General features: G+C 59.7%; 14 protein-coding genes. 6 read left to right on the top strand and 8 right to left on the bottom strand.

What is annotated here, in order from left to right; genetic code table 11:
• The first annotated feature begins 28 nt into the window (after positions 1–28).
• On the top strand, positions 29–961 hold the full coding sequence (gene msrP, locus ACRC1E_RS05170) for a protein-methionine-sulfoxide reductase catalytic subunit MsrP (RefSeq protein WP_438514040.1): 933 nt from the start codon (positions 29–31) through the stop codon (positions 959–961).
• A complete protein-coding gene (locus ACRC1E_RS05165) occupies positions 961–1,557 on the top strand; it encodes a sulfite oxidase heme-binding subunit YedZ (RefSeq protein ID WP_438514039.1) in 597 nt (198 codons plus the stop codon). Before msrP ends, ACRC1E_RS05165 begins: the two co-directional genes overlap by 1 nt.
• An 8-nt stretch (positions 1,558–1,565) precedes the next feature.
• Here ACRC1E_RS05165 and ACRC1E_RS05160 read toward each other — a convergent pair whose 3' ends face one another.
• Positions 1,566–1,919, bottom strand: coding sequence for a tRNA-binding protein (locus ACRC1E_RS05160; RefSeq protein ID WP_438514038.1), 354 nt, complete (start codon positions 1,917–1,919; stop codon positions 1,566–1,568).
• A gap of 147 nt (positions 1,920–2,066) precedes the next feature.
• Between ACRC1E_RS05160 and ACRC1E_RS05155 the strand changes: the two genes are divergently transcribed.
• Entirely contained in the window at positions 2,067–2,846 is a 780-nt protein-coding gene (locus ACRC1E_RS05155) for an enoyl-CoA hydratase/isomerase family protein (protein ID WP_438514037.1), read from the top strand.
• Positions 2,847–2,850: 4 nt separating this feature from the next.
• Positions 2,851–4,890 carry a DUF454 family protein gene (locus ACRC1E_RS05150; protein ID WP_438514036.1) on the top strand — a complete coding sequence of 680 codons (2,040 nt, stop codon included), beginning with the start codon at positions 2,851–2,853 and terminating at the stop codon, positions 4,888–4,890.
• Positions 4,891–4,895: 5 nt separating this feature from the next.
• Here ACRC1E_RS05150 and ACRC1E_RS05145 read toward each other — a convergent pair whose 3' ends face one another.
• The 5 genes from ACRC1E_RS05145 to ACRC1E_RS05125 form a co-directional block, all read right to left on the bottom strand.
• Positions 4,896–5,534: a hypothetical protein gene (locus ACRC1E_RS05145; protein WP_438514035.1), complete on the bottom strand. Its 639-nt coding sequence runs from the start codon at positions 5,532–5,534 to the stop codon at positions 4,896–4,898.
• Positions 5,527–6,636 carry a bifunctional diaminohydroxyphosphoribosylaminopyrimidine deaminase/5-amino-6-(5-phosphoribosylamino)uracil reductase RibD gene (gene ribD / locus ACRC1E_RS05140; protein ID WP_438514041.1) on the bottom strand — a complete coding sequence of 370 codons (1,110 nt, stop codon included), beginning with the start codon at positions 6,634–6,636 and terminating at the stop codon, positions 5,527–5,529. Before ribD ends, ACRC1E_RS05145 begins: the two co-directional genes overlap by 8 nt.
• 14 nt (positions 6,637–6,650) lie before the next feature.
• On the bottom strand, positions 6,651–7,115 hold the full coding sequence (nrdR, locus tag ACRC1E_RS05135) for a transcriptional regulator NrdR (RefSeq protein WP_438514034.1): 465 nt from the start codon (positions 7,113–7,115) through the stop codon (positions 6,651–6,653).
• 110 nt (positions 7,116–7,225) lie between these two features.
• On the bottom strand, positions 7,226–8,611 hold the full coding sequence (locus ACRC1E_RS05130) for a tryptophanase (protein WP_438514033.1): 1,386 nt from the start codon (positions 8,609–8,611) through the stop codon (positions 7,226–7,228).
• 439 nt (positions 8,612–9,050) lie between these two features.
• Positions 9,051–9,974, bottom strand: coding sequence for a LysR family transcriptional regulator (locus ACRC1E_RS05125; protein WP_438514032.1), 924 nt, complete (start codon positions 9,972–9,974; stop codon positions 9,051–9,053).
• A gap of 125 nt (positions 9,975–10,099) precedes the next feature.
• On the opposite strand from ACRC1E_RS05125, the gene ACRC1E_RS05120 reads away from it, so the two are divergent.
• Positions 10,100–11,095, top strand: a complete 996-nt coding sequence (locus tag ACRC1E_RS05120) for a TDT family transporter (protein WP_438514031.1) — start codon at positions 10,100–10,102, stop codon at positions 11,093–11,095.
• A 219-nt stretch (positions 11,096–11,314) separates the two neighbouring features.
• Positions 11,315–12,322, top strand: coding sequence for an ornithine carbamoyltransferase (locus tag ACRC1E_RS05115; protein WP_438514030.1), 1,008 nt, complete (start codon positions 11,315–11,317; stop codon positions 12,320–12,322).
• A 261-nt stretch (positions 12,323–12,583) separates the two neighbouring features.
• On the opposite strand, the gene ACRC1E_RS05110 is transcribed toward ACRC1E_RS05115, so the two are convergent.
• Both ACRC1E_RS05110 and ACRC1E_RS05105 read right to left on the bottom strand, forming a co-directional pair.
• The gene (locus ACRC1E_RS05110) at positions 12,584–13,054 is read right to left on the bottom strand and encodes a hypothetical protein (protein ID WP_438514029.1); all 471 of its coding nucleotides are present in this window, start codon (positions 13,052–13,054) and stop codon (positions 12,584–12,586) included.
• Between the two features lies 1 nt (position 13,055).
• Positions 13,056–13,388 carry a hypothetical protein gene (locus ACRC1E_RS05105; protein ID WP_438514028.1) on the bottom strand — a complete coding sequence of 111 codons (333 nt, stop codon included), beginning with the start codon at positions 13,386–13,388 and terminating at the stop codon, positions 13,056–13,058.
• Positions 13,389–13,572: the final 184 nt, after the last annotated feature.

Genomic DNA, 13,572 nt, shown 5'->3' with positions numbered 1-13,572 from the left:
AGGCAAGCACGCCCTTTAAGGAACCGCCATGCCGCTGATACGACTGCACGACCCGCAAGCGCCACTGCCTTCGGAAATTACGCCCAAGGAGGTCTACCTCGACCGGCGCCGTTTTCTGGCCACCGGGGCGGCAGGCGCTGCCGGCCTGCTGCTGCCCGCCGCGCACGCCGCTACGCTCAAGGCTGCGCCCGGGCCCTACTCGCTCACTGAAAAACCCAACACCCGGGCCGAGATCACCGATTACAACAATTTTTACGAGTTCGGCAGCAGCAAGACCGATCCGGCCAAATACGCGGGGCAGCTTGTCGTCGATCCGTGGACACTGAAGATAGGCGGCCATGTCGCCAAGCCGCTGACGCTGGACTACGATCAGCTATTCAAGATCGCGCCGCTACAGGAACGGGTATACCGCCTGCGCTGTGTCGAAGGCTGGTCGATGGTGATTCCGTGGATAGGGGTGCCGCTGGCGAGCCTGCTGCAACAAGTACAACCGACCAGCAAGGGACGCTTCGTGCAGTTTGTTACGCTGGAGCGCCCCAGCCAGATGCCGGGCCAGCGCAGCGATTTGCTGCCGTGGCCCTACCGCGAAGGCCTGCGTATTGATGAAGCCATGAATCCGCTGACCCTGCTGGCAGTCGGACTGTATGGAGAAACCCTGCCCAAGCAAAACGGTGCGCCTATCCGGCTGGTGGTGCCGTGGAAATACGGTTTTAAAAGCATCAAGTCCATCGTCGCCATCAATCTGCTCGAACACCAGCCCGCCACCACCTGGCAGCAACTGGCGCCTAGCGAATACGGCTTTTTTGCCAATGTGAACCCCGAAGTCGATCACCCGCGCTGGAGTCAGGCCAACGAGCGCCGTATCGGCGAATTCTCGCGCCGCAAGACGCTGATGTTCAACGGCTACGGCGAACAGGTGGCCGGCATGTATTCAAAACTGGATCTGAGGCGCTGGTTCTGATGGCGCAACAGCCCTTGCCCGTCTGGGCCAAACCCTTACTGTTTATCCTGTGCGCCCTGCCCTTACTCAATGCGGCATGGCGGGTCTATGGCGGGAGCGTGGCCGATCCGGCCGACTATCTGACGCGCGAAACCGGCTGGTGGGCGCTCAGCCTGCTGCTGGCTAGCCTGGCTGTGTCACCGCTAGTCAGGGTCGCGCATTGGCCACCACTGATGCGTCTACGCCGTATGCTGGGTGTCTACTGCTTTTTTTATGCCTGTGTGCATCTGGCGATCTATCTGGTGCTGTCCGGCGCCGACCCGGCCATCATCACCGACGACATCATGAAAAGCCCCTATATCGTAGTGGGCTTCAGCGTGTGGCTATTACTGCTGCCGCTGGCCATCACCTCCACCGATGGCTGGATGCGCCGCCTGAAACGGCGCTGGAGCCGACTGCATCGCTTGATCTACCCGGCCGCAGGGCTCGCAGTGCTGCATTTCTGGTGGCTAACTAAATCCGATCTGGCCCGGCCGCTGGCATTTGCCCTGCTGCTGGGCCTGTTGCTGGGCTGGCGGGTATGGCGTGCCCTACACCGCCCGCGCAGCAGATCGTGAACACGCTCTTAGCCGGCACGCACCCCATTGGGCACAGCAAACTCGGGCTGTGCCAGCGCCGCCGGCAACAGGCCGTCGGCGTAGCCGATATCGAACATCATGCCCTCCGATAGCACCGAGCAGATTTTCTTCGGCGCGAGGTTGACCACAAACAGGGCCTGCAGGCCGATGAGTGCCTGCAAGTCATCGCGTTCCTGCTTGATACCGCACACGATGGTGCGGCTGAAGTCGCCGAAATCGACACTCAGTTGCACCACCTTGTCCGAGCGCGGCACATCGGCCACTGCGGTGATGGTGCCGCAACGGATATCCAGCTTGTCCAGATCAGCCAGGGTAATGACGGGTTTGACGGGGGCGCCCATGGTGGTTTCCTTATGGTTGACTCGGTAACAAGCCGACCTTAGCACGGCTGAGCGCCTGCGCGAACAACCCGTTTGGTATATGCTGTGGCAAAAAACCGCCGGCCTCAGGCCCGCACCAACACATGGGGAAATACGATGGACAACACGATGATCGATTTTGAAATCCGCGATGCCATCGGCTGGATCACGCTAAACCGCCCGGCCGCCTTCAATGCGCTCAATACTTCCGGCATTATCGAGCTGGCCGACATCGCTAGCCACCTGTCGCACGACAAGCAGGTGCGTGCGGTGGTCATCACCGGCAGCGGCGACAAGGCTTTCTGTGCCGGCGGCGACGTATCGACCTTTGTTGCGCAATCCGAACGCGTAGGCGAGTTGCTGCAAGAGATGACCGATCCGCTGAACATCGCCATCGCGCGCCTGATGCGTCTGGACACCCCCATCATCGCGGCCGTCAACGGCGTGGCCGCCGGTGTCGGGCTGAGTCTGGTGGCGCTGGCCGATATCGCCATCTGCAGCGATAACGCACGCTTCACCACCGCCTACACCCAGATAGGCTATACGCCGGATGGCGGCTCCAGCTGGCTGCTGCCGCGCCTGATCGGCCAGCGCCGTGCCAGCGAACTGTACCTGACCGGTCGCACGCTAACAGCCGCCGAGGCGCTGGACTGGGGGCTGGTCAATCAGGTGGTGACTGCGGAGGCGCTGGCCGACACCGTCGCCACTCTGGCAAGGCGTCTGGCCCAGGGGCCGACCCGCGCCTACGGCAGGGTCAAGAGCCTGCTATTGGAAACACACCAGAACACGCTGGATGCGCATCTGGCGCTGGAAGCACGCACCATCATCGCGCAGAGCCAGAGCGCCGATGGACGCGAAGGCGTGCGCGCCTTTGTCGAAAAGCGCAAACCTGTGTTCAGCGGCGAATAAAGCCGTGAACGGCCAACCCGGCATGCCGCAGCCGCACACTTCGCGCGCGCTGCGCATCCTCTTGGCCGCCTGCGGCAGTCTGGCGCTGCTGCTGGGCATTATCGGCATCTTCCTGCCGCTACTGCCGACCACCCCCTTCGTACTTCTGGCCGCCGCCTGCTTTGCCCGCAGCTCGACCCGGCTGCATAACGCCTTGCTGGCCCACCAGCTGCTGGGCCCCATTATCCGCGAGTGGCAGATGCACCGAAGCATGCCGCCGGGCATCAAGCCGTGGGCGTTTACCCTGATGCTGCTTTCCTTCGGCAGCTCGATGCTGCTGGTGAGCACACACTGGCACCGTCTGCTGCTGGCTGCGCTCGCGGCCGTTCTATCCTATTTTCTGCTGCGGGTACCGGTGCGCGCCGATGCCGAACGCCCGCGGCCCGGGCGGATACTGGGCTGGCTGGACGCCAATGTGTTCGCGCTGGGACGCGAGATGCGCCTAAGCTACCTGCCGCCGCTGATGGTCTATGTCGCCGCCGGCATTCAGGGGCTGACCGGCATCGTCGGCACTTTCTTCGTCAAGGACTATCTGGGCCTGTCGGCCGAGTTTCTGGCTACGCTGGGGTTCTGGGCCGGCATTCCATGGGCGCTGAAAATGCCGCTGGGCCATCTGGTCGATTTGATGTGGCGGCATAAGAACTGGCTGGTCTATCTGGGTGCGGCACTGATCGCCACTAGTCTGTCCATCATGGCGCTGCTGATCGGGCAGCGAGAGGCGATGGCCGCGCTGATGCACGTCAACGCGTGGTATGTGCTGGCCACCCTGCTCGCCCCGATAGGCTATGTGCTGCAGGATGCGGTCGCCGATGCCATGACGGTAGAAGCGGTGCCGCATATCCGTAGCGACGGCACAGCCCGCCCGCAGGAAGAAATCCGCACCATGCACACCACTATGCAGACGCTGGGCCGCGTCGCCATCATCGGCGGCAGCGTACTGGTCGCGCTGGCCAACCTGTGGCTGTTTGACGGGAGCGAAGCTTTGCCGCGCCGCGAACAGGCCGTGCTGTACCGCGATATCTATCTACTGGCGCTGCTGATCCCGCTGGTTTCAATCGCAGGCCTTATCCTTGCCGGCCAACTCAGGCGCCGGCAAGTCAAACAACTGCAGCGCCATGGTTTATCGGCAGCACAGATAGGCGAACTGACCGCAGGCGCAGCCGGCAGCACGCCGGTCAACTGGAGCCTGCTGGGCGGTAGTGCGGTTTTTGCCCTGTTTACGCTGCTCATGGGTATTTCGGAGGCGGAATACGGGCAGGAGGTGATTCTAGCCGGCTCGCTGGGCATCATCGCCCTGCTGATGGCACGCCTGACCCGGGCCTTGACGCCAGACGCGCGCCGTACCCTGCTAGGGACTGCACTGCTGATCTTCATGTTTCGCGCCGCCCCTTCCCCCGGTGCCGGCGTCACCTGGTGGAGCATCGATGCACTGGGCTTTGACCCGCATTTTTTTGCCACGCTGTCGCTGATAGCCAGCGCCCTGACCCTGGCCGGCATGTTTGCGCTGCGCCGCTTTATGGCCGAGCGTTCCATGCTCTATGTGATCGTGGTGCTCACCATCGCCCAGTTCCTGCTATCGCTGCCCACATTGGCCATGAGTCTGGGGCTGCACCAGTGGACGGCGATGCTTAGCGGCGGGCTCGTTGATGCCCATTTTATTGCGCTGGTAGACACGGCGCTATCGTCGCCCTTAGGCCAGATTGCGATGATCCCGATGCTGGTCTGGATAGCCAACTCGGCCCCGCCCGAGCTCAAGGCCACCTATTTTGCGGTGATGGCCTCATTCACCAATCTGGCGCTATCGGCCAGCGAACTGGGCACCAAATACCTGAACCGTATCTTCACGCTGACACGCGAGGTACGCGATGCAGCCAGCGGGGCACTGATGACACCCGCCGATTACAGCGAGCTGACCCCGCTGCTGCTGGCGGCCATGTTGGCCGGCATGCTGCTGCCGCTGCTGGCTATTGCGCTGACACGGCTATTTCGCCTGCAGACAGAATAAGCCCGCTAGCCGCGCACGCTGGCACGCGGAAAAGTCAGCCAGTAATAGAAGAACTCGCGCGTCACCTGCAGCAGATCATTGCGCCACACCTCATCTTCAAGCTGCAGCAGCATGCCATCCACCGCCATACGGTAGCTATCCGGGTGATGGGGCTGGTCGCGCAATAAAAACAGCAAGAGCTTGATCAGCATTTCACACTCGGCCTGCATCTTTGCATTGGCATCATTTTCATACAGCTCGCCCAGATAGATCGCCAGCGAGGGCGGAAAATCGTTAAATCCGCTTTGCTCCATTTGCGCTTGCAAAGCAATCAATGATCCGGCCAGCGGCAGCTGCAGATGATGGGTCGTAAAAAAATCGCTGCGGGCGTTGACCCGTGCCAGACGGGCAACATCGCCCAGCCAGAAATAATAGTATTCGCGGGCCATCGCCAGCACCGCCGGATGTTCGCCGGCTTCACACTGCGCCAGCAAACCATCCACCGCCTGCCGGTAATGCCCAGGCTGCAAAGGCAGTCCTTGCAGTGCCGTATTCAGTGCCTCCAGCAAACGACGGCGGCGCGCAAGCACCTGTGCCTGCGCCCCCTTGCCCGCCAATAGCTGCAGATAAGCCTGCCGCGCGACCTCCAGATAAGCCTTATCCACCTGCACCTACCCCGTTCACATTCAGCGTCAGGCGGATATCCGCCCCCACCATGCGCATGTCGCTCACCGTCAGTTGCTGCTTGTCGGTCAGGCTTTGCAGCGCCGGCCAGGCAAACAGGCCGCATGCTGCATCGCCGATCAGACAGGGCGCCAGATACAGCACCAGTTCATCAACCAGACCGGCGGAAAACAGCACCCCGCCAAGGGCCGCGCCGGCTTCCACCATCAGCTCCCCCACCCCGCGCGCGGCCAGAGCCGCCATGAGCGCCGCCAGATCCACCTGGCCATCGCCAGCGGGCAAGGCCAGCACCTCGACCCCGCGCGCGCGCCAGGCCTGATGCCGCGTCACGTCGCTCACTGCCGTCACCAGCAGGGTCGGGGCATCCATGCCATAAATGCGGGCAGCGGGTGAAGTTCGCAGCGCCCCATCCAGCACCACACGCAAAGGCTGACGCCCGCTTGCGATTTCGCGCACTGTTAGCTGCGGATTGTCGGCCAGCACCGTGCCGCTGCCGGTCAGGATGGCGCAAGAGCGCGCACGCAGCGCCTGCACATCATGGCGCGCCTGTGGCCCGGTAATCCACTGGCTCTGTCCGTTTAATAAAGCCGTCTTGCCATCCAGGCTGGCTGCGGCCTTGAGCGTGACCCAGGGCCGGCCGCGGCTCACCCGCGACAAAAACCCCTTGTTCAGCGCCCGCGCCTCGTGCTCCAGCAGCCCCGACGCGGTGTTGATGCCGGCCGCTTCCAGCATGGCAAGACCACGGCCGGCCACTTCGTGATAAGGGTCGACCATGGCCGCCACCACGCGTGCGACACCGGCATCGATCAGTGCCTGCGCACAAGGTGGCGTGCGCCCGTGATGGCTGCACGGCTCCAGCGTGACATAGGCACTGGCGCCGCGCGCCAGTACGCCGGCCGCCCGCAAGGCATGCACCTCGGCATGCGGCTCGCCGGCCCGGACATGCCAGCCCTCGCCAACCACCCGTTCGCCCTGCACGATCACGCAGCCCACGCGCGGATTGGGGGTGGTGGTATTCAGGCCCAGCGCGGCCAGACGCAAGGCCTGCTGCATATAGAGATGATCGGCGGCACTAAACGGCATCATGGCTTCCGTCATCACGATTTGTCGTCGGACTTCTCGATTTCATTGATCGCGTCGGTAAACTCGGAAATATCCTGAAAACTCTTGTAGACCGAGGCAAAGCGCACATAAGCCACCTTGTCCAGTTTCGCCAGCTCGTTCATCACCATCTCGCCAATGGCGCGCGAATCGATCTCACGCTCGCCCAGCTGCAAGAGGCGCTGGCAGATGCGGTCGATAGCGGCATCGACCAGCGTAGTCGGCACCGGACGCTTGTGCAGCGCACGCAAAAAGCTGGTACGCACCTTGGCCACATCGAATTCGGCACGGTGGCCTCCGCTTTTCACCACCTGCGGCATGCGCACATCGGCATTCTCGAAGGTGGTAAAACGCTTCTCGCACAACAGGCAACGGCGGCGGCGGCGGATACTGGTGCCATCCTCGTTGACCCGGGAATCAATCACCTGGGTGTCGGCATGGCCGCAAAATGGACATTTCATGGGGCAATAACCGGATAATCGCAATCATCCGATCTTATCAGTTATATGGAATTCTCCCAATCGGGATCGCCCGCAGCTTGCGGCTGCGGGCGCATGGCGCTACGCGTGCATCAGCACGGCTTCAGGCGGGCGGTAAAGTGGCGCAGGATGGGCGGCTCGTATTCGAAGTCCAGCCCGCGCACCGAGGGCGCGCGCGCCAGAACATCGATCAGGCAGTCGGCGATGTAATCCATGTGGTCATTGGTATAGACGCGGCGCGGAATGGTCAGCCGCATCAACTCGAACGGCGACGCCTCCTGCTCGCCACTTTGCGGATTGCGCCCCAACAGCAGCGAGCCGATCTCGACGGCACGGATGCCGCCTTCCAGATACAGCTCGCACGCCAAGGCATGTGCCGGAAACTGGCTGGCCGCAATATGCGGCAGCATCATTTTCGCGTCGACAAACACCGCATGCCCGCCGGTCGGCGTCTGAATAGGCACGCCGCCCGCAGCCAGACGCTCACCCAGATACGCGACCTGGCCGATACGGTAATCGAGGTAAGCGCCATCCATGCCCTCACGCAGCCCTATCGCCATTGCTTCCATATCGCGCCCGGCCAGACCGCCATAGGTGACAAAGCCTTCCATCGGTACGCAGCGCACCTGCACCGCGCGAAACAGATCGACATCATTCTTGAAGCAGCACAGCCCGCCGATATTCACCAGCGCATCCTTCTTGGCCGACATGGTGAACATATCGCCGTAAGCGAACATCTCGCGCACGATATCGGCAATCGCGGCCGTGCGATATGCCGGGTCGCGTTCGCGGATAAACCAGGCATTCTCGGCAAAGCGCGCCGCATCAATCACCACCGGTACGCCGCGCACCCGCGCGAGCGTCGCTGCCGCGCGGATATTGTCCATGGACATCGGCTGACCGCCGGCGCTATTGCAGGTGATGGTGATGATCAGGCCGGCGGCGTTGTCGCCCGCCTCGTCCAGCACGGTCTCCAGACGTGCCAGATCGAAGTTGCCCTTCCAGTCGTAAGGCGTGGTGGTGTCGAACGCACGTGCATCGAGCACGTTCAGCGCCCGCCCTCCGGCCATTTCCACATGCGCCTTGGTGGTGTCGAAGTGATAGTTGGAGACGAATAGCGGCGCAGCGCCACGGCAGCGCTTCACCAGTTCGGGAAACAGAATCTGCTCGGCGCCTCGCCCCTGATGGGTGGGAATGGTGTGGGCGTAGCCGAACACCTCGGCCACCGTCGCCTGCAAATGCTTGAAGTTGCGGCTGCCGGCGTAGGCCTCGTCGCCCATCATTAGCCCGGCCCACTGCCGGTCCGACATCGCGCCGGTGCCCGAGTCGGTCAACAGGTCGATATATACATCTTCCGCATCGAGCAGGAACGGGTTCCAGCCGGCCTCGGCCAGCTTGGCGCGGCGATAGTCGGGCGTAGTCTGGCGGATAGGTTCCACCATCTTGATACGAAAGGGTTCGGGTATGCGTCTGGCCATGCGTGTCTCCCTGCCGCACAGGGAGTGCGGTCAGTTGGTACGTGTTTGATCAAGCAGGATTCGGCCCTGGGGCCGTCAAACAGGAAGAAACTCAGGCGCGCGGGAAGTCGTCCGCCAGCATGGGGTCTAGCGTGACCCAACTGGGCACAAGGCAGGCTGTCGGCAAGATAGTAGAGGCCGAAGCGATGGTATTCATGACCATTCCTTTTCGGTGGTGTCAGTACCGGGGCGCGACAGGCGACCAAGCATGACCATGCCATAGTGCACAGCAAACATGCAGTTTGTCAAAGCCCCTAGCAGGGTCGCCGCCCCCTGAACAATTACGTACTGGCTCGTGCCTCGCCCGTCATTTTTTCAGCTGCGGACGGGTTTGCTTGCATATCAACGGCGGGCCTGATCCACAACAAGCACGCAATGCATCTCAAGGAAATCACCCAAATTACCCGGGCTTGGCCATCGGCGCATCCGGCACCGGATCATTCTGCCCGGCTAGCCACTGGATAATCTGGGCGGTTCTTGGCGCTGCATAATGGTTTTTCAGCGTGACAATCGTCATCGGCCGGCTGAACTTCAGCGGCAGTTCAAGCCGCTCCAGAATGCCATGTTCTACCCGTTTATCCACCGCAAGTGATGACACCAGTGCGCAGCCCAGACCGGCAATCACCGCCTGCACCACCGCCTCGGAAGCATTGAAAGTCAGCGTATCCGGCGTATTGCCCAATTGTGGCAATATGAGTTGTTCGAATTGCACGCGACTACTGGAGCCTGCCTCCCGCACGATCCAGCGCTGCTGGCGCAATGCAGCCCAGTCTATGGCCGTGCCATGCGACAGCGCATATCCCTTGGGCGCGACAATCCACAAGGTGTCTTCGCGCCAGGCGCTGACCGACAAATTGGCATCGAGTACTTCACCTTCGACCAGTGCCATATCCAGCTCGTAGCGTTGCAGCTGGCCGAACAGGGTCTGGCTATTGTGGATACCGACATCAATTTCTACATCCGGAAAGCGGGCCAGCAGCCCCGCGACGACTTTGGGCAGCAAATAGCTGCCTATGGTATCGCTGGCACCCAAACGCAGCCGGGTCGGCAGTTTGTCCGGCTCGCCGAACAGTTGCTCGATCTGCAGGGCACGCGTCAGCAACTCGTCGGCCATCGGCAGCAGTGTTTCTCCCGAAGCATTCAGCCGCAAGCGGTAGCCGCTACGGTCGAACAGAATGCAGCCCAGCTGCCGTTCCAGCTCCTGTAATGACTGGCTAAGCGCAGCCCGGCTCAAGCCCTGCTCTTCGGCAGCAAGGGCGAGCGAGCCCAGACGAGCAGTGGAAAGAAAAGCCTGCAGCTGGCGTAAGGTCAGATGTGTTGTCAATTTTTTGTTTACTTTGTGTAAAAAACATCCAGATATTATTTATTTTCTGCCAGACGTACAGTGTTGTCTATCGATACCAAAGCAGTCAGGTGGTTTGAAATACCTGCTGCGATAAGGAGATCAGCATGGAAAACATTCTGCACACACCGACAAACGAAGCCGCCAAGGCTAACCTGAGCACCCGCTTGAGTGCTATCCCGACCCCGATGGGCGGGCTGGCGCTGGGCATTGCCAGCTTGGGCTGGTGCTGGGAAAACTTCATGCCGGCAGGCGGTCTGTTCCAGCTGGCTGGTGCCGCGATTGCCAGCGTTTTATTACTGGCCTTATTGCTCAAGTTTATCCATGCGCCGCGTCTTTTGTATCAGGATCTGGCTCACCCGGTTGCCGGTAGTGTAGTGCCGACCATGGCCATGGCTTTAATGGTGGTGTCCAAGGCCATCTCGCTGTTTTCACTGCCTCTGGGGCTGACCGTCTGGCTACTGGCTATCGGCCTGCATGTGGCTTTTCTGGCAACCTTTATCTGGCACCGTGCCCGTGACTTCCGCCTGCACCATATGGTGCCCAGCTGGTTTGTTCCGCCGGTCGGCATTATCGTCGCAGCCGTCAGCTTTCCCGGAGGCGCACTGCTATGGCTGGCACAGGGACTGATTGTGTTTGGTCTGGTCTGCTACCTGATCATGTTACCCTTGATGATCTATCGTCTGGTTTTTGCCAGTGAGATTCCCGATGCTGCCAAACCGACACTCGCAATTCTGGCTGCACCAGCCAGTCTGGCACTGGCAGGGTATCTGACCGTAATACAACAGCCTTCGCCCTTGCTGGTTGGCCTGTTGGCCGGGATTGCAGTATTGATGACCAGTGTGATCTACCTCTTTTTCCTGCGCCTGATGCGTCTACCGTTTTCACCAGCGTATGCAGCCTTCACTTTCCCTATGGTGATCGGCGCCACCGCACTCTACAAGCTGACAGCACAGATGGGCGCATGGGGCTTTGCTTCCGAATATGTGTCGCAGTTGCATGCAATCGCCGATTTCGAACTGTGGATCGCGGCGCTGGTAGTGGGCTATGTGAGCTGGAAATACCTGCGTCACTATCTGCTGCGCAGTCGGGCTCTGCATTGAATTTAATGCCTGATGTCATGGCAAAAAATAAGTAGTGTGCTACAACTGTATTAGTCGATAAGTAAATTTTAATTTGCTGTATGTTTTTTGATTTCGCCTTGTATCAAGCGTGATCTCTAGATAAATAAAGTAGGTTTTTTAGTTGGTTGGTTAAAGGCACTTCACCCACAACAGTCCGTGGAGTGCGTTATGGCAGTCTTAATCACTAGGAGCGTCAAAATGGCTTTCAATCTGAAACAACGTCATTTCTTGAAAGAGCTGGACTTCACCCAACGCGAGCTGCAACACATGCTGGATCTGGCTCGTGATCTGAAGCGTGCAAAATATGCAGGCAATGAAGTGCAGCGCCTGGTAGGCAAGAACATCGCCCTGATCTTCGAAAAGACTTCGACCCGCACCCGCTGCTCGTTCGAAGTGGCTGCTCATGACCAAGGCGCACATGTAACCTATATCGATCCAACTAGCTCGCAACTGGGTCACAAAGAAAGCATCGCCGATACCGCCCGCGTCCTCAGCCGTTTCTACGACGCCATCGAATTCCGCGGCTTTGCCCAGGATGATGTGGAAGAACTGGCTAAATACTCCAGCGTTCCGGTTTACAACGGCCTGACCGATGCATGGCACCCAACACAGATGCTGTGCGACGTGATGACCATGACCGAAAACTGCGACAAGCCAATGTCCCAGATCGCCTACGCCTATGTCGGTGATGCCCACAACAATATGGGCCACTCGCTGATGGTCATCGGCTGTCTGATGGGGATGGACGTACGCATTGCCGGTCCTAAAGGGCTGGAACCTGATGCAGAACTGGTTAAACAGTGCCAGGAAATCGCCAAGAAAACCGGCGCCCGCCTGACCGTGACCAATGATCCTAAAGTTGCCGTGAAGAACGCTGACTTCGTCCATGCCGACGTATGGGTATCGATGGGTGAGCCAGTAGAGCGTTGGGGCGAGCGTATTGCCCTGCTGACACCATATCGTATCGATGCTGCGCTGATGGCCTCTTCCGGCAACCCGCACATCAAGCTACTGCACTGCCTGCCAGCTTTCCACAATACCAACACCAAGGTTGGTAAACAGGTCGCTGCACAGTACCCACAGTTCACTGACGGCATCGAAGTGACAGACGAGGTATTTGAAGGATCTGCTTGCCTGGCTTTCGAACAAGCAGAAAACCGCATGCACACCATCAAAGCTATCATGGTAGCAACCATCGGTAGTTGATTCGGCTACAGCCAGTCAATCAAACCCCGGTACGACTTTAACGTCGTACCGGGGTTTTTTATAAAAAAATACAAAAAAGCAGATTGCAGCCCGGTAGTCAAAATTCGACACTGATTGACACCCGAAACCGGCCGCATACCAATCAGTCATCCGGCAGCAACCGGCTACTGCTGACCTTGAGCCCCTGGCCAGACTCGATCGGCAAAGCGCTGCTCAATGTCCGCTTGCTACTTCTCCCCTTCTATCCTGCATTGACGAGCCTTATTGCGGAGAAAAATCAACTTTCGCCGGTGGCGAACCAACCCGCCAGTTCCAGACCGTTTCATTGCTCGTCATGGCCAATGTTTCGGAATCGCCCCCAGTGGCAGCCACCACGCCGGCCAACAAGCGCTTTGGCTGCAAGCCATCCCTGGAACCCCATCCCCACAGGCTGCCGTCTTGCAGCGATTTGACCCGGTAGCCAACCGAGATGATGACATCGAGGTTGCCGTGCTGGGTATCGTAGCTTTTGCCATCGCTGGCAGTTGTCCGGAAATTCCGGACAACTGCACTCTGTTCCAGCTCACCCTCTTTAAACAGGTTGCGAATGTGCTCGGAGATGGTGCGCTTGTTCTTGGCAAACAGGCCGGCCAGTTGCGCTTGGTTCAGCCAGACCTTCCCCTGTTGCAGGGTGACGGCGATTTCGCCGTTTTCCCCTTCAAAGATGGCAATCTCCTGACTGCGATCACTCATGCTACTTACCCGCGCCGCCCTTGCCCAGCGCTGCGCCGAGGATGGCCTTGAGCTGATCGCGCAGGGTCTGCTCGTAAATATCGCCAAACAGGTGGCGTTCATCGCTGTTGCCAAAGTCGATTTCATTGAGCTTATTGATCACCTGCTTGAGCAGGGTGCCGTTTTTCATGTAGTTGAAGGCGACGGAAAACGCCTCGCGCACCACATAGCCACGGGGATTGAGCCTGATGTCGGAGGGCAGGTTTTTCAGGCTGCCGAACAGGTCGTCGTTGACGAAATAAAGCAAGGCTTCGCCGGTCAGCCCTTCGCTATCAGCCGCCCAATTGCGCCACAAAAATTGTTCGGGGATCGGGCAGCGGTATTGATGAAACAGGAAAAGCAGAAAGCTATCCGTAACGATGGCTTGGCTGTTGAAATTTGGCTACATGGTGTCTACACAGCAAAAAAAGACAAAAAAAGGGCTCAGCCAATTTGGCTAAGCCCTTGATTTATATGGTGCCGGTAAGAGGAGTCGAACC

This window comes from Craterilacuibacter sp. (genome assembly GCF_051659485.1).
In the GTDB taxonomy this organism is placed as follows: domain Bacteria; phylum Pseudomonadota; class Gammaproteobacteria; order Burkholderiales; family Chromobacteriaceae; genus Craterilacuibacter.
Note: the sequence above shows the minus strand (reverse complement) of the source record. Positions and strands in the feature narration are given on the sequence as shown.

Bases quoted from the DNA above. Each gene is read 5' to 3' on its own strand.
- msrP (WP_438514040.1), top strand. From the start codon at position 29: ATGCCGCTGATACGACTGCACGACCCGCAAGCGCCACTGCCTTCGGAA.
- ACRC1E_RS05165 (WP_438514039.1), top strand. From the start codon at position 961: ATGGCGCAACAGCCCTTGCCCGTCTGGGCCAAACCCTTACTGTTTATC.
- ACRC1E_RS05160 (WP_438514038.1), bottom strand. From the start codon at position 1,919: ATGGGCGCCCCCGTCAAACCCGTCATTACCCTGGCTGATCTGGACAAG.
- ACRC1E_RS05155 (WP_438514037.1), top strand. From the start codon at position 2,067: ATGATCGATTTTGAAATCCGCGATGCCATCGGCTGGATCACGCTAAAC.
- ribD (WP_438514041.1), bottom strand. From the start codon at position 6,636: ATGCCGTTTAGTGCCGCCGATCATCTCTATATGCAGCAGGCCTTGCGT.
- nrdR (WP_438514034.1), bottom strand. From the start codon at position 7,115: ATGAAATGTCCATTTTGCGGCCATGCCGACACCCAGGTGATTGATTCC.
- ACRC1E_RS05130 (WP_438514033.1), bottom strand. From the start codon at position 8,611: ATGGCCAGACGCATACCCGAACCCTTTCGTATCAAGATGGTGGAACCT.
- ACRC1E_RS05120 (WP_438514031.1), top strand. From the start codon at position 10,100: ATGGAAAACATTCTGCACACACCGACAAACGAAGCCGCCAAGGCTAAC.
- ACRC1E_RS05115 (WP_438514030.1), top strand. From the start codon at position 11,315: ATGGCTTTCAATCTGAAACAACGTCATTTCTTGAAAGAGCTGGACTTC.
- ACRC1E_RS05110 (WP_438514029.1), bottom strand. From the start codon at position 13,054: ATGAGTGATCGCAGTCAGGAGATTGCCATCTTTGAAGGGGAAAACGGC.